Genomic DNA, 16438 nt, shown 5'->3' on the forward strand with positions numbered 1-16438 from the left:
CGGGGGGGCGGGCCGCGGGGGGGGGGTGTTCCCGGGGGGGGGGGGGTGCTTCCCCCCCCCCCGCCGGGGGCTCCCCCCCTCCGCCCGGGCGGGTGTGGGGGGGGCTACGTCGATTCTGCGGACCGTGCTCGATCAGCCGAGGCTGAAGGGCTGGCCCCAGACACGGAACTCGGAGGTGCCGTTATCGGTGGCCACCTCGACTCGCACGAACGAGCGGGCCTGAGCGTAACCACCGCATCCGTTGAGGGCGATGGTGCTGTCGGACCAGGTCACCGAGCCGCTGGGGCCGGTGAACTTGGTGGCGAACGTATGGCCTTCGTTGCCGTACACGTCCGGCTTCTCGATATCGAGCAGCAGGAACGAGGTGGCCTGGCCGGGGCCCAGGGTGAGGTTGCCGCCGGTGCTGAGTTTGCCCGTGACGGTATCCCCGTTGGTGGACGCGTCGGCACCGCCGTTGGCGCCACCGCCGCTGATATCGACCTGGCAGCCCACGACATAACCCGGGGTGATCTTGGTGCCGTTGTGCTTACCGTGCACCTCGACCTGCGCGCTGGCCGAGACCCAGGCGTTGCGGTGCAGCGGAGTGGAACCCATCGAGGGGTTGATCAGCGCGGATTCGTGGGCGATCCGGGCGGTGACCCCCAGCCCGTTGGGCAGGGTGTGGTGCAGTTCGGCGCCGGGCAGCGGCACGAACGTATCGGCGTTGGCGGCGCCGGTCGAGAACAGACCGACAGCGGCGGCGGCCGCGGCAGCGACGCTCGCGATGCGCACGGCGCTCTTCTTCACTACAGACATGAGATTTTCCCTCTCGGAAGAGATATTCCGTTCAGCGACGGAGTGATCGACCAGTGGTGACGAGCGTCAGCCGATGCTGAACGGGGCTCCGTACAGGGTGGACTTGGAGTAGTGGTCACCGATGATTTCGAGAACCGTGTAGGACCGGGCCTGGGCGAAGCCGCCGCAGCCCTCGATGTTCATCTCGACATCCTTGTAGTCGATCCAGTAAGGGCCGGGCTTCTTGATGTCGACGCCCTCGATGTGGACGAACTTCACTTCGCCCGGACCGAGCTTCACACTCAGGGATCCGCTGCCACCCAGGGTCGAGGTGCTCAGGGTGCCACCGATACCGGCCTGGAAGGCGTTCTCGGCGATGCTGACCTGGCAGCCGACGATGTAGCCGGTGCTCAGCCGCGAGGAGCCGTGGGTGGAGGAGTTGTTGGTACCCGGCGCGTTGGTCGGGCCCTTCCACGGTCCCGGGTCGCCTTCGGGGGTCTGCGTGACGTCCGCGTGAATCTGCCCGCTCACCCAGGCGACCCGGCCCGCGCCGTTGGCCGACATGGACGGCGAGATCAGCGCGCTCTCGTTGACGCGGGCAACCTTCCCGTTCGGGCCGGCCTTCTCGCCGCCCGGCAGCGGCACGAAGGTGTCCGCGGTTGCCGTTCCACCGGCAACGCCGAGTACCGCTGCCGCTGTCATCGCCGCGCCGGCAGCAATCCCTTTGATGTTCATCGTGTGTCCCTCATGGTCTAGCGAATGTCGCCGGATGCGGTCGTAGCCGCGGGAGCCGGCGAAAGCGGCAGCACGGAATACCGGATCGGGGACACGCGAAAACGCGGGTCATGTCCGGTTGCTGCGCACTCGCAGGTGAAATCCGGTGGGTACGGAATGCCCACCGGCGGTTCGGATCGTCTCAGCCTGGGCGATCAGGTGACGAAATACTGCGCCATCAATTCCCTCATCCCTGTGTATCTCTGACAACCCGGCCAGGTGTGGCCGGTGGTCACGCGCCGGGACGGAGCGGATGGGGAGGCGATACAGCCGGCAGCGGAGTGCATCCCGTCATCCTTTCGCTCCTCGGCACAGTCTGTTGCTAAGCCTGTTCAGGTTAGGTTAGCCTGCGCTCACTATAAAGGTTGGTTAACAAAATTTGTGAGCTATGACCGTGACGTATCTCATATACGCCGGGAAGGGACGGGTTCGATGCACAGTTCCTGTAGCACCGCGTCATGACGGCCGGTTCGTCCTATGAATACCACACCCGGGTCTCGGTCCGCAGGTGGATGGGCTGGTTTCTTGCCGCCGCCTTTCTGATACTTGCCTGCGTACTCAGCCTTGTGGTGGGGGTCAAGCATATTCCGATCACGGAGATCATTACTGCGCTGTGGCGGCCCGGCGGCTCGCCGGACGACCTGATCATCAGCGAATACCGCCTGCCACGCACCCTGTTGGGCCTGCTCGCGGGTAGTGCGCTCGGGATCGCCGGATGCCTCATGCAGGGGCTGACGCGCAACCCGCTGGCCGACCCCGGACTGCTCGGGATCAATGCGGGTGCGGCCTTCGCGATCGCGGTCGCGGTGGCGTATCTGGGCGCCAGTGGTATCGCCTCCTACGTGTGGTTCGGATTCGCCGGCGCGGCGGTAGTGTCGGTGGTGGTGTACCGGCTGGGGACCGTCGGTCGCGGTGGCACCGACCCGATTCGCCTCACCCTGGCCGGTGTCGCGGTGACAGCCGTGCTCACCGGTATCACCAAGGGGTTGATCCTGCTGAATTCGAGCGCCTTCGAAGAGATGCGGCAGTGGGACGCCGGTGCGCTGACCGGCCGCGGCTACGACGTCCTCGCCGGCGCGACCCCCTTCATCCTCATCGGGATCGTGTTCGCCGCCGTCGCCGCCCGCTCGCTCAACGCCGTGGCACTCGGCGACGATATGGCGCGCGCGCTCGGCGTACATGTGACACGGACCCGCGCGTTCACCGCCCTGGCGCTGATCCTGCTGTGTGGTACGGCGACCGCGGCGGTCGGGCCGATCACCTTCGTCGGCCTGGCGGTACCGCATATCGCCCGCTGGATCGTCGGACCCGACTATCGCTGGATCGTCGCCTATTCGCTGCTCCTCGCGCCGACGCTGGTGCTCTTCGCCGATGTCCTCGGCCGGATCGCCATTCCGCCGGACGAGATCGCGGCGGGTGTGGTCACGGCCTTCCTGGGTGCGCCGGTACTCATCTGGCTCGCCCGTCGTTCGGAGATGAGGTAGTCGTGACTCTGCGTGAAAAACCGCGGATCGGCGCCGTGGCGAATATCGAGTTCGGCCGCACGGTCCGCGTGCTGCGGCTGCGCCGCCTCACGGCCCGGTTCGGCGTGCGCAGCGTGGTGGTGTCGGCGGTGTTGCTCGTCGCCGCCTGCGTCGTCTCGCTACTGGCACTGGGCACCGGGGATTTCGATATCCCGCCCGACCGGGTGCTGCGAGCGCTGCTGGGCAGCGGGGTCGGCACCGACGAACTCGTGGTGCTGGAGTGGCGGTTCCCGCGGGTACTGATGGCGCTGGTGCTCGGCGCGGCGCTCGGAATCAGCGGCGCGATCCTGCAGTCGGTGACCCGAAACCCGCTGGGCAGCCCCGATATCGTCGGGTTCAACAACGGTGCCTACACGGGCGCACTGCTGGTCATCCTGGCCGGTGGCGGGTACTACGCCACCGCGGCCGGTGCGATCGGCGGCGGGCTGGTCACCGCGCTGGCGATCTTCCTGCTCGCCTTCCGGCAGAACATCAAGGGATTCCGGCTGGTGATCGTCGGTATCGGCATCGGCTCGATGCTGGCCGCGGCCAATACCTGGCTCATCCTGCGCGCCGACCTCGATACCGCCATGTCGGCCGCGGCCTGGGGGGTGGGCACGCTGGACGGGCTGACCTGGGCCGAGATCACGCCGGCGCTGGTGGTGCTGGCCGTGCTCGCTGTCGCGGTGGTGCCCGCGGCGCATCAGTTGCCGATTCTGGAACTGGGGGACGATGCGGCACAGGCGCTGGGGGTCCGGGTGGGCCGGGCGCGGTTGCTGCTCACCATCCTCAGTGTCGCGTTCACCGCTGTCGGTACGGCCGTCGCGGGACCGATCGCCTTCGTGGCGCTGGCGGCCCCGCAGCTGGGCCGCCGGTTGGCCCGGACGCCGACCACGGCGCTGCTTCCGGCGGCGGCGATGGGGGCGTTGCTGCTGGCGGTTTGTGATTGGATCTCTCGCCGGGTATTCGCGCCGACCTCCGTGCCGGTCGGTGTGGTGACGGCGTCGGTCGGTGGTGCGTACCTGGCTTATCTGCTGGTGGTCGAGGCTCGACGGAACTGAGGAATCTTCGTGGACGAAAAACTCGAGCGCAGCGAATCTGCGCAGCAGGCCGTCACACCGCCCGCCGCCTCCGATGCCCGGTTGCGGGCCGATCGGCTGCGGCTGGGCTACCGCAACCGGGTGATCAGCGACGAGCTCACCGTCGATATCCCCGACGGCACTTTCACTGCCATCATCGGGCCGAACGCCTGCGGTAAATCGACGCTGTTGCGGGCGTTGTCGCGGCTGCTGGCGCCCGAATCCGGCGCGGTACTGCTGGACGGTAAGGCGATCGGTTCCTATCCGGCGAAAGAGGTGGCCCGCCGCATCGGGTTGCTGCCGCAGAGTTCGACCGCGCCGGAGGGGATCCGGGTCGCCGATCTGGTGGCTCGCGGCCGGTATCCGCACCAGTCGCTGGTCCGGCAGTGGTCGCGCCACGACGAGGAGGCGGTGGCCGCGGCGATGGCCGCCACCGGGGTGACCGATCTGTCCGGGCGGCTGGTCGACGAATTGTCCGGCGGGCAGCGGCAGCGGGTGTGGATCGCGATGGTGCTGGCCCAGGAGACGCCGATCGTGCTGCTCGACGAGCCCACCACCTTCCTCGATATCGCGCACCAGATCCAGCTGCTCGACCTGTGCCGGGAACTCAATCGGGATACCGGCCGGACGGTGGTCGCGGTGCTGCACGATCTCAATCACGCGTTCCGTTATGCCGATCATCTGATCGCCATGCGTGACGGTGCGGTGGTCGCGGCCGGGCCGCCGCGCGAGATCGTCACCGCGGAACTGGTGCAGAAGGTCTTCGACCTGGGCTGCCGGGTGATCGACGATCCGGAAACGGGCACGCCGCTGGTGGTTCCGCTGGGGGAGAAGGCGGTCCGGGTGGGCTGATCACCGGGCCCAGCGCAAAGTCAGGCCACAGTCAAGATGTTTCACTTTAGTAAAGGTTAGGCTAACCTCAACTGTGGTCGTGTGTTGTGCCGTGGTGTTCCCACCGGTGGCACGGCAGGCGAAAGTGGTTCACAGCGAAGGGAGTTGCCGTGCCGGCGGCAGTGCAGAACGCGTCGACGATCAGCGGTACCGGACTACCACTCACCGGCCCCCAGCTGGGAATCTGGAATGCGCAGCAGTTCGACCCGGAATCCGGCCGCTACCTGGTCGGCGAGGTTCTCGAAATCTCGGGCTCGGAGCCGATCGATATCGATGCGCTGGCCGAGGCCATCGCCTCGACCGTCGCCGAAGCCGAGAACATGCGGCTGCGGTTCCGCGACACCGATTCCGGGCCCCGGCAATTCGTGAGCAACGAACCCGCCGTCCTGCGCCCGATGATCGATCTGCGGGGCGCCGCCGATCCGGTATCCCTGGCCCATGAGGCCGTCGCCCTCGAACGGTACGAGGCCGCCGAGCGCTGCCGGGGGATGGTCGATCGGCGGCTCTACAACTACACGCTGATCCGGCTCACCGAATGCGAAGTGTGGTGTGTGCAGCTGTATCACCACCTGATCGTCGACGGCTACAGTGCGGCGCTGCTGTCGCGCCGGGTGGCCGCGCACTACACCGCACTGCGCCGGGGCACCGAACCACCCAAGGCGACCTTCGGCACCATCGCCGAACTGGTGGCCGACGAGCAGGCCTACCGCGAGAGCGAACATTTCATCGCCGACCAGGCATATTGGCGCGACCATCTCAGCCCCGCGCCCACGCTGGACGGGCGCGGCACCGCGCTCGGCGGCGCGGTGGAACGCACGATCCGTGCCGAGGCGATCCTGCCGGTCGCCACCCTCGACCGGCTGCGCCAGTGCACCGAGCGCTACCGGATCACCTGGGCGGACGGGCTGATCGCCTGCTACGCCGCGTATATCCAACGGCAGCTGGGCTCCTCCGATGTGGTGCTCTCGATGCTGATGATGGGCCGCGTCGGGCGGGTCGCGCTGAGTACACCGTCGATGGCGGTGAACGTGCTGCCGCTGCGGCTGGCCGTGCACGCACACGAGACAGTGGGCGAATTGGGTGTCCGCGTCGCGGAATCGCTACGCGAGATGCGTAAACACCAGCGCTACAGCGGTGCCGATCTGGCCCGGGACCTGAGCGGTTTCGGTGCCGGCGAGCTGTTGCACGGGGTCGGGATCAACCTGAAGGTTTTCGATTTCGCGCTCGACTTCGACGGCGCCAAGGGCGTGCTGCGCAATGTGGCGGGCGGGCCGCCGGAAGATCTGGGCCTGGTCGCGACCCCGCTGCCCGATAAATCCGTACTGCTGAACTTCGAATGCGATGCCCGCACCAACGATCCGGAGACCGCCTATCGCCGCATGGCGGGGCTGGTCCGGGTCATCGAGGCATTCACCGAACTGGACAAGGTGCAGGTCGGTGCGCTGGAGCTGCTCGACCGCGACGACCGGGCCCGGCTGCTGGCACAGCGTCGCGGGCCGGCGGCCGCCGCCGGAACCGAGCTGGTTCCGGCGGCGCTGGACCGGATGGTCGCCGAATACGCCGGCGATACCGTGCTGGTCGCCGGTGCGCGGCGGTATACGGGTGCCGAACTGGGCGCGCAGGTGTATCGGCTGGTCCGGTACCTGCGCGACCAGGGCGTGCGCCCGGGCGACCGGGTGGGTGTCGCACTCCCGCGCACCGCGGATCTGGTGGTGGCGCTGCTGGCCGTCTGGCGGGCCGGCGCGACCTATCTACCGCTGGACCCGGAACATCCGGCGGCGCGGCTGCAGACGATGATCGACGACTCCTCCCCGGTGCTGGTCCTCACCGACAACGCGCTGGTGAACGAACTCGATTGCCGCACGGTCGCCGTGGACGGTGACGAGGTTCGCGCGGCGGTGCAGGACTACCCGGACGGCCGGCCGGCCGATGCCGCCATCCGTGGCGACCATGCCGCCTACGTGCTCTACACCTCCGGATCCACCGGCACCCCCAAGGGGGTGGTGATCGACCACACCGCCCTCGCGCAGCTGGTCGCCGGGCATCGGTCCGGTATCTACGCCGAAACCGTCGAGCGGGCCGGCGGCCGCCGGCTGGCCATCGCCCACACCACCTCGTTCGCCTTCGACGCCGCACTCGACCCGCTGCTGTGGCTGCTCGACGGGCACCGGATCCACCTGTACGACAGCGTGGTCCGCCGCGACCCTGCCGCGCTGGTGGCCGCTTTCGGCGCCGACGGGATCGACGTCGCCGACGGCACCCCCACGCTGACCGCCGCCCTGTTCGCGCACGGGCTGGCCGAGGTGCCGCCGCGGCTGCTGGTCCTCGGCGGTGAGGCCTGCCCGCCGGACCTCTGGCAGCAGGTGCAAACCGCCGGGATCACCGCGGTCAACCTCTACGGGCCCACCGAGGCCACGGTGGACGCCATCGGCGCACCCGTGCGTGGCACCGATCCGCATATCGGTGTGCCGCTGCCCGGTGTGCGGGCCTATCTGCTGGACAACGGTTTACAGGTGGTCGCGGACGGGCAGCCCGGCGAGCTGTACCTGGCGGGGGCCGGGATCGCGCAGGGTTATCTGGGCCGGCCCGGGCCGAGCGCGGACCGTTTCGTGGCCGACCCGTTCGGGCCGCCGGGCGCCCGGATGTACCGCACCGGCGATCTGGCGCGCTGGATACCGGGACAGGGCTACTTCTATGCGGGCCGGGCGGACGCGCAGATCAAGATCCGCGGGCACCGGATCGAAATCGGTGAGGTGGAAGCCGCCTTGAGCGGGCTGCCCGAGGTCGTCGCGGCGGCCGCGGATATTCGCGAGCTCGCGGGACGGCCGAGCCTGATCGGTTACGTGGTCGCCACCGGCGCGGCCGCGGCGCAGGTACGTGACGCCGCGGATCTGGGCGCCCGGCTGCGCAACCGGCTGGCCGATTCGCTACCCGACCCCATGGTCCCCACCAGGATCGTGGTGCTCGGCGAACTCCCGTGGACGGTCAACGGCAAGGTGGACCGGCCGGCGCTACCCGATCCGGTGGAAACCACCGGTGGGCGGGCGCCGGCGACACCGGCCGAGCAGGCGATCGCCGAGGTGGTGGCCGAACTGCTCGGCCGCGACAGCGAGACCGTCGATATCGACGACGATTTCTTCGGCGCCGGCGGCGACAGCATCACCGCGATCGGTGTCTGCGCGAAACTGCGCGAGCGCGGTTTCGTCCTGGCACCGCAGGATCTGCTGACCCGCCGGGGTCTCGCCGATCTGGCGGCCGCGGCCGAACCTGTGGCGGTTTCGGCGGATACCGGCCCGGCGCCGGTGCCGCGCGCGGAATCCGTCACGATCGCGCTACCGCCGCAGGGGCTTGCGGAACTCGCCGCCGTGCACGGGCCGGTTGCCGATGTGCTGCCGCTGTCACCGCTGCAGGAAGGGTTGCTGTTCCATGCGCTGCGCGACGGCGCCGCCGATGTCTACACACTGACGGCACGTTTCGTACTGTCCGGCCCGGTGGACCCCGACCGGCTGGCGGCCGCGTTCACCGAAGTACTGCACCGGCACCCGAACCTCGGTGCCGCGTTCCACTACGAGCAGGTCGATCAGCCGATCCAGGTGATCCCGCGCAATCCGCGGGTCGCGTGGCGGGTCGAGGATCTGCGCGATCGGCCGGACGCCGCGGACCACGCGCTGGCACTGGAGCAGGCCGCGGGCGCGGAACTGTTCGATATCGGCGATCCGCCGCTGCTGCGCGCACTGCTGATCCGGCTCTCCGATACCGTGCACCGGCTGGTGCTCACTGCCCACCATCTGCTGGCCGACGGCTGGTCGATCCCGATCGTGCTGCGCGAGATGCTCGCCCGCTATCACGGTGAGGAACTGCCCGAACCCGGCTATTACGGCAGCTACCTGGCGTGGCTCGCCGCCCGCGATACGGTCGCGGAGACCCGCCGCTGGGGCGATTATCTGGCGGGGCTGGAGGCACCCAGCCTGATCGGTGCACCCGGACCGCGTTCGGCCGCGATCGGCTTGCCGGTACCGCTCGCCGAAGACACTGCAGCCGCGCTCGAATCCGTCGGCCGGGCCCACGGGCTCACGATGAACACCCTGCTGCAGGGCGCCTGGTCGATGGTGCTGGCCGAACAGCTCGGCCGGACCGATGTGGTGTTCGGTGCGGTGGTGTCGGGCCGGCCCGCCGAGCTGCCCGGGGTGGGCGGCATGGTCGGGTTGTTCAGCAATACGGTTCCGGTGCGGATGACCCTGGATACCGGGCGGCCGGTGACCGAGCAGTTCGCCGACTTCCAGCGGACCACACTGGAGCTGCAGAACCAGGGCTATCTGGGCCTGGCGACCGTGGAACGTGCCGCGGGGGTCGGGCGGCTCTTCGATACGCTCGTCGTCTACGAGAACTTCCCCAAAACCGGGGTGGCGCCGAAGGAAACGCACGAGGTAGGCGTCGCCGACGTCGCCGTGCACAGCCTCACCCACTATCCGGTGACCGTGACGGCGCTGCCCGGCGACCGGTTCCGGCTCATGCTGCACTACGCGCCCGGCGCGATCGAGGAAACGCACGGACAGCGGATGGCGGCGCGGCTGGGTGCCGTGCTCACCGCGCTGGCCGGCGATCCGTCGGCCACCGTGGGCGCGGTGCTCGACGGCACCCGGCATCCGGACAGTCACGGTGCGACGCTGGCCGATTGGACGTCGCACACGGAGATCGATCCCGCCGCCCCGGCGCTCACCGCCGAGGGGATCACCATTTCCTACCGCGAGTTCGGCGAACGCGCCGATCGCCTGGCCCGTTGGCTGATTTCCCAGCGGATCGGCCCGGAGACGGTGGTGGTGGTCGCGATGCGGCGCTGCGGCGAGGCCGTTGTCGCCGCCCACGCGATCAGTCGCGCCGGTGGGGTCTACCTTCCGGTGGACCCGGGGCAGCCCGCCGAACGGCTGGACACGATTCTCGCGACCGCGGCTCCGGCGCTGGTCCTCACCACGAGCACCGACGATTTCGCGACCGGGCGGGCACCTGTCGCCGCGACCGACGCCCTCGACCTCACCGTTTTCGCGGCGGGTGCGCTCACCGACGCGGACCGGCTCGCGCCGCTGCGCCCGGACAACGCCGCCTATCTGCTGTTCACCTCCGGGTCCACCGGTGTGCCGAAGGGCGTATCGGTGAGCCATGCGGCCATCGTCAACACCTTCGCCTGGCTGCAGGAACAGCACCGGTTCGGGCGGGGTGACACGATGCTGTACCGCACCCCGGCCACCTTCGACGCCTCGCTGCTGGAGATCTACCTGCCGCTACTGGTGGGCGCCCGGATCGTGGTCGCTCGGCCCAACGGCCACCGCGACCCCTACTACCAGGCCGAACTCATGGCCGGCGAGCAGGTCACCGCCGTGCAGATGACCTCCTCCATGCTCACCACCATGGCCGAGGAAAGCGACCTCACCGGATGTTCCGCGCTACGTTGCGTATTCACCGGCGGCGAACCACTACCCCCGGCCACCGCGCAACGCTTCCGGGAAGTCACCGGTACCAAGGTGAACAACCTCTACGGTCCCACCGAGGCCGCGGTCTGCATCACCTATCACGTCACCGACGACACCGATCTGGAGACGGTCCCCATCGGCCGCCCGCCCGGTGGCGCCGGAGTGCGGGTGCTGGACGAGAAGCTGCGGCCGGTACCGTTCGGCACGGTCGGCGAGCTCTACCTCACCGGTGTGCAACTCGCCCGCGGCTACCTGCACGAACCGGCGCGCACGGCGTACACCTTCGTCGCCGACCCCGCCTGCAGCGGTGAACTCATGTACCGCACCGGAGATCTGGTGCGCTGGGGTGGCGACGGCGAACTCGACTACATCGGCCGCACCGACAGCCAGGTGAAACTGCGCGGCCAGCGGATCGAACTCGGCGATATCGAATCGGCAGTCCTGCGCCGTCCCGAGATCGCTCAGGCCGCAGTGATCCTGCGCGAGGATATTCCCGGCGACCAACGCCTGGTCGCCTACCTCCGCGCCCGCTCCGGCGCCACCGTCGATACCGAGGAACTGCGGGCCGCGCTCCGGAACGTGCTGCCCTCCTACATGATTCCCGCAGCGTTCGTGGAGCTCGACGAGATCCCGATGACCATCAGCGACAAACTGGACCGCAAGGCGCTGCCCGTCCCGGAGTACCCGGTGGATGTGGCCGCAGCCGGCCCGGTCATGACCCCGGCTGTCACTTCCGGCGTACCGGCCGCAAGCTCGATTGCGGCTTCTGGCGCGGCGAACCCGACCCCAGCTGGTGTTTTTGACGCGCCGGTCGCGACCCCTGCCGGTGCCGCTTCCACCGTTCCGGCCGCGAGCCCTGCTGGTGTTTCTGACGTTCCGGTCGCGGGCCCGGCCGGTGTTTCCGACGCACCGGCTGGTGCTTCCGGCGTTCCGATCGCGAGCTCGGCTGCTGCTCCGGGCGTACCGGGACCGGCCTCGGGTATGCAGACGGCGGGTTCGGATGTATCTGCGGCGGCGGCTCCCGGCGCGCCGACCGTGGCTTCGAATGTATCGCCTGTGGGCGGCCCGGCCGTTTCAAATGTGGCGGCCGTGGCGCCGGGTGTGCAGACCGCGGCCTCCGGCGCGCTGACGGCGATACCCGGCGGGCCCGCGGGCGTTCCAGGAGTGGCCGGCGCGGTTACCGCGGCCATGGCCGCGGTGCTGGGTATCGCGGCGATCGGGCCGGACGATGATTTCTTCGCCGCCGGTGGTCATTCCCTTACCGCAGTGCGGTTGGTCGGGCGGTTGCGCCGTGCCGGATATGCGGTTGTGGTCGACGACGTTTTCGAGGCGCCGACCGTCCGCGCCCTCACGGCACGTATCGAGGGCGTGGCAGCGGCCGGCGGAAACGACTCCGCCGATGGGGGTTCCGTCGTCTCGGATGCCGCATTGTCCAGTAAAGCCGCGCCGGGGACCGTTGCGACGGGGACGGCTCCGACGGGGACGGCTGCGGCTGGGACGGCTGTGACGGAGACGGTGATCCCGGAGACGGTGTCCGAGGAGATCGCCATGCTGGGCCGGCGCCTCGACCATGTGCTGCGGTTACGCGACCGCGGCGCGGCCGAGCCGCTGTTCTGTGTGCATCCGGTGGGCGGAACCGCCTGGCAGTTCGCCCCGCTGGCCCGGCGGCTGCGCGCCGACCGGTCGCTGATCGGCCTGCAATTACCCGCCCTGCGCGGTGTGGATTCCGGGGCCGCGAGCATCGACGAACTGGCCGCCCGCTATCTGGAAACAGTGCGCGAAATCCAGCCGGAGGGCCCGTATCACCTGCTGGGCTATTCGCTCGGCGGCAATATCGTGCACGCCATGGCGGCCGCGCTCACCGCGGCCGGTGCGGAGGTCGCGTTCGTGGGCCTGGTCGATTCGCATCCGCTCGCGAACCTCGCCGAACAGGCCGCCGGGGCGCTGGCCGATCCGGCCCGGCTGGACCGGTTGCTGCCGGAACTGCCCGACGACGCCCCGGATCTCGCCGCGCTCATCCGCGGTGCCGCGGGCGAACTGCTCCGGATGGTCACGAAATCGGCGGCACCGCGATACTCCGGCCCGATGGCGCTCTACGCCGCCGACCCCGGCGAGGAGCGGGACGCCCCGCGCGTCGCCGCCCAGCTGGCCGGCTGGCGGGCGGCCGGCGCCAGGATAATTCCGCGCCGCCTGCCCTACACCCATTTCGGGATCGTCGCCGACGACGGCTGGGCCGAGGTTGCCGCGCTGCTCGATACCGACCCGGCGTTGCGGACGTGACCGTGCGGCCCGGCCCCAGAGACTCTGCCGCGGCACCATCCGGTGCCCCGGTAGTTCGAGAAAGAAAGTGAAACACCTATGTCGCTGTTATCCCACAGCCGCTTCGCGGCCTGGCTACGTGCTGTAGTCGGCCTGTTCGTCGCGGTCGTCGCGGTCGCGGGCTGTAGCTCCGATGCCGAGCCTGCCGCCGAAGCCGGGACCCGGCCGATCCAGACCGAGAAGGGCGCCGTCGAGGTGCCGGCCGACCCGCAGCGGGTCGTGGTGCTCAACGGCGCCCTCGCCGGCTACCTCTACGACCTCGATGTGCCGGTGGCCGCGGCGGATACCCGGGTTCTCGGCGTCACCGACCGCAGCGGAAAGTTCCCCCCGACGTGGGCGGATGACGCGACCGAACAGGGCACCCAGGTCGTGCCGATCGGGCAGACCGTGAACGTTGAGTTCGTCGCCTCGATGCAGCCCGATCTGATCATCGGCGGCGGCCAGGGTTTCCCGGCCAAACAGTCCGTGGACGCCTACGACCAGCTCAGTGCCATTGCGCCGACCGTGCTGGTGCCCGGTGATGTCACCGACTGGCAGGGGCAGTTGAAGCTGCTGGCCGATGTGGTCAACAAGGGCGACAAGGTGAACGAGCTGATCACCGCCTACGACGACAAGCTCAAGCAGGTCGCCGAAACCGTGAAGGCGCCCGAGCAGCAGATCGGCTACTTCCAGTCCGCCGCCGACGGCAAGCCGAAGATGATCCTGCCGAACGCCGCGCTGCCGACGCTGCTGGCCGAGCTGGGCTTCAAGGCCGACGAGCAGGTTGTCGCCAAGGCCGGTAACCCGGAGATCAACCCCTCGGCCGACTGGTTCAACTTCAGCCCCGAACTGCTGACCAAGGTCGTCGACCAGCCCGTGGTGATCGTGGTTCCGCTCAGCGGTGCCAAGAGTGCGGCCGATCTGGCCGAGGATCCGATGTTCGCGCAGCTGCCCGCGTTCAAGGACAAGAAGGTCTACGAACTGCCGGCTACCAGCTACCGGCCGGACTACCGCGGCGTGATGAACACCCTCGACCTGATCCAGGAGCAGTTCAAGTGAGTGCCACCGCCGGCCTCCTCATCGATATCTCCCCGTTGCGGGAGAGCCGGCGGTTCCGCTGTGCCTTCGGCGCGCGGCTGATCTCCGTACTCGGCATCGGGCTGCTGATGGTGGCCCTGCCGGTGCAGGTCTACGAGCTCACCGGGTCGAGCCTGCACGTGGCCGGAGTGTCGACGACCATGGCGGTCGCCCTGTTCGCCGGAAGCCTGGGCGGCGGGGTGATCGCCGACCGGTTCGACCGGCGCACGGTGATGCAGTGGTCGCGGACCGCGGCGGGGCTGGCGTTCCTGGCTCTGGGCCTCAACGCGATCCTGGCCAGTCCCACACTGGCGGTGATCTACGCCGCCGCCGTCGTGGACGGCCTGGCGGGCGGGGTGAGCGGTTCGGCCATGATGGCGCTGGTGCCGATGCTGGTCGAGCGCGCGAAGATGCCGGCGGCGGGCGCATTGATCACCCTGACCTCGGATCTGGGCACCATGATCACCCCGGCCATTGCCGGTGTGCTGATCGCCCAGATCGGGGTCCCTTTCGCGTTTTTCGCCGCCGCGGCGGCGACCGCGGCCACCGTGGGCCTGATCCGGGCCATCGGCGCCGCCCCGCCACCGGCGCGAGATCTGCGCAATCCGCTGGTGGAAATGGGGCAGGGGATCGGTTTCGCGATGCGCCACCGCGTGATCCGCGCGGTACTGGTGAGCGGTCTGCTCGCCATGCTCGTGAGCGGACCGCTGGTGTTGCTTCCGGCGTTCTCGGATCAGGCGCTGAATGCCGGTCCGGCGACGCTGGGCCTGCTCTACGCCGCGCCCGGTGCGGGTGCGGTACTCGGGTCGCTGACCAGCGGCTGGATCGGCCGCTCCCGCCACAACGGTCTGGCCCTGCTGGTCTCGCTGGCGCTCATGCCGGTGGGCCTGATCATGGCCGGTGTCTGGCCGCAGGTGGCGTGGAGTTTCCTGGGCCTGGCCGCGTTCGGTATCGCCCGGGCCGTGAACAACATCCTGCGGTACGCGGTACTGCAGCAGCATTCGCCGGAGGATATGCGCGGCCGGTTGTCGAGTCTGCAACTGGTGCAATCGGTTACCGGAACAGCGCTCGGGTCGATGGCGGCCGGTGTGATCGGCGGCCTGGTGGAACCGGGTGCCGCCCTGGTGGTCTACGGCGGTGCCGTGCTCGTACTGCTCGTACCCACCATGGTGTTCCTGGTGCCGCTGGCCCGGCTCACCGCTCCCGGCAAACCCGCCGGGCCATCGGTGAAACCGCCGGTGGAGCCCACCGGAATCGCGGACAAAGGAAAGGACGGTGTGTGATGGATCGCGGTGCCTACCGTGAGCGGATCGCCGAGGTGATGGCCGGGTCGCACGGGGCCAAGGTCGGTTATCCGATCGAATTGCGGGAACTCGAGGTGCTCCGCACGCAACAGGTGGGTGCGGGTCTGCTCCGGGTCACCTTCGGCGGTCCGGAGCTCGCCGGATTCCACAGCTATGTGCCCGACGAACACGTCCGCGTGGTCTTCCCGGACACCGACGGCACCCTGCGCCTGCCGGTGAAAGACGGTCTTTCGCTGGAATGGCCCGCACCGCGGCCGATCTCGCGGGAGTACACGGTGCGCCGCTACGACGCCGATGCGGGCGAACTCGATATCGAATTCGCGCTGCACCCCGGCGGGCTCGCCTCGGACTGGGCGCTGGCCGCCGAACCGGGGGGCCGGATCCATATCGCCGGCCCGCCCGGCGGTGTAGTGGTGCCGGAAAGCTACGACAACTACCTGTTCGCCGGGGATATCACCGCGCTGCCCGCGATGGCCCGCTGGCTGGAACGGCTGCCGCGCGAGACCAAGGGCTGGGTGTTCGTCGAGGTCACCGACGCGAGCGAGGAGATCGAGATCGATGCGCCGGCCGGATTCGAGATCCAGTGGCTGCACCGGGGCGAGGCTGCGCCGGGCACCGGGGACCTGCTGGAGAAGGCGATCCGCACGGTCACCGTGCCCGACGGGCAGAACGTGTACGCGTGGGTGGCCGGTGAGGCCGGGCAGCTGCGCCCGATCCGCAAATGGGTGCGCAGCGAACTCGGTGTCGGGTCGAAGGACTGCCTGATCGCGGGCTATTGGAAACACGGGATCGCGAATTTCGACGGCGAAGAATAAGAGGAGGACCCGACACGATCGGGTCGAGCGCGGGGGAGGTAGCGCAGCGTAACTACGCAGCGCTTCCGATGATGTCGAAAGGACCCCGATGATGTCGAAAGGACACAGCATGACGAACGACGCAGCGGCCGTGACCGGGCGCGACCGCTTCATCCAGGATGTCGCCGAAGTGATGGGCGTACCGGCCGCGGAACTGTCCACCGATACGAATCTGCTCGACGCCGGGCTGGATTCGGTGCGCATCATGCAGCTGGTGGAGAAATGGCGGTCGGAGGGTCATGAGACCGTCGACCCGATGATGCTGGCCGGGGACCCCGTATTGGAGTCCTGGCTGGAGGTGCTGTGCCCGTGACCGGGCGGGGGGGGGGGGGGGGGGGGGGGGGGGGGGGGGGGGGGGGGGGGGGGGGGGGGGGGGGGGGGGGGGGGGGGGGGGGGGGGGGGGGGGGGGGGGGGGGG

The 16438-nt window shown here is 69.3% G+C and carries 10 protein-coding genes; 8 read left to right on the forward strand and 2 right to left on the reverse strand.

The annotated features are described in order from the left end of the window. Positions 1–132: 132 nt before the first annotated feature. On the reverse strand, positions 133–795 hold the full coding sequence (locus QH196_RS01460) for an MspA family porin (RefSeq protein ID WP_280413924.1): 663 nt from the start codon (positions 793–795) through the stop codon (positions 133–135). Between the two features lie 66 nt (positions 796–861). Beyond that, positions 862–1509: an MspA family porin gene (locus QH196_RS01465; RefSeq protein WP_280413925.1), complete on the reverse strand. Its 648-nt coding sequence runs from the start codon at positions 1507–1509 to the stop codon at positions 862–864. Between the two features lie 497 nt (positions 1510–2006). On the opposite strand from QH196_RS01465, the gene QH196_RS01470 reads away from it, so the two are divergent. The 8 genes from QH196_RS01470 (at position 2007) to QH196_RS01505 (ending at position 16334) form a co-directional block, all read left to right on the forward strand. Continuing rightward, positions 2007–3032 carry a FecCD family ABC transporter permease gene (locus QH196_RS01470; protein ID WP_280413926.1) on the forward strand — a complete coding sequence of 342 codons (1026 nt, stop codon included), beginning with the start codon at positions 2007–2009 and terminating at the stop codon, positions 3030–3032. Between the two features lie 2 nt (positions 3033–3034). Beyond that, positions 3035–4111, forward strand: coding sequence for a FecCD family ABC transporter permease (locus QH196_RS01475; protein ID WP_280413927.1), 1077 nt, complete (start codon positions 3035–3037; stop codon positions 4109–4111). An 81-nt stretch (positions 4112–4192) separates the two neighbouring features. Continuing rightward, on the forward strand, positions 4193–4981 hold the full coding sequence (locus tag QH196_RS01480) for an ABC transporter ATP-binding protein (RefSeq protein ID WP_280413932.1): 789 nt from the start codon (positions 4193–4195) through the stop codon (positions 4979–4981). Positions 4982–5130: 149 nt separating this feature from the next. Continuing rightward, positions 5131–12768 carry a non-ribosomal peptide synthetase gene (locus tag QH196_RS01485; RefSeq protein WP_280413928.1) on the forward strand — a complete coding sequence of 2546 codons (7638 nt, stop codon included), beginning with the start codon at positions 5131–5133 and terminating at the stop codon, positions 12766–12768. Between the two features lie 78 nt (positions 12769–12846). After that, on the forward strand, positions 12847–13845 hold the full coding sequence (locus QH196_RS01490; RefSeq protein WP_280413929.1) for an ABC transporter substrate-binding protein: 999 nt from the start codon (positions 12847–12849) through the stop codon (positions 13843–13845). After that, the gene (entS, locus tag QH196_RS01495) at positions 13842–15146 is read left to right on the forward strand and encodes an enterobactin transporter EntS (RefSeq protein WP_280413930.1); all 1305 of its coding nucleotides are present in this window, start codon (positions 13842–13844) and stop codon (positions 15144–15146) included. The genes QH196_RS01490 and entS overlap by 4 nt, the downstream gene beginning before the upstream one ends. Next, the gene (locus tag QH196_RS01500) at positions 15146–15982 is read left to right on the forward strand and encodes a siderophore-interacting protein (RefSeq protein ID WP_280413933.1); all 837 of its coding nucleotides are present in this window, start codon (positions 15146–15148) and stop codon (positions 15980–15982) included. Before entS ends, QH196_RS01500 begins: the two co-directional genes overlap by 1 nt. A gap of 109 nt (positions 15983–16091) precedes the next feature. Continuing rightward, positions 16092–16334 (forward strand): phosphopantetheine-binding protein, encoded by a 243-nt coding sequence (locus QH196_RS01505; RefSeq protein ID WP_280413931.1) that lies wholly within the window; start codon positions 16092–16094, stop codon positions 16332–16334. The last annotated feature ends 104 nt before the right edge of the window (positions 16335–16438 follow it).

The organism is Nocardia carnea (assembly GCF_029868325.1).
In the GTDB taxonomy this organism is placed as follows: Bacteria; Actinomycetota; Actinomycetes; order Mycobacteriales; family Mycobacteriaceae; genus Nocardia; species Nocardia carnea_C.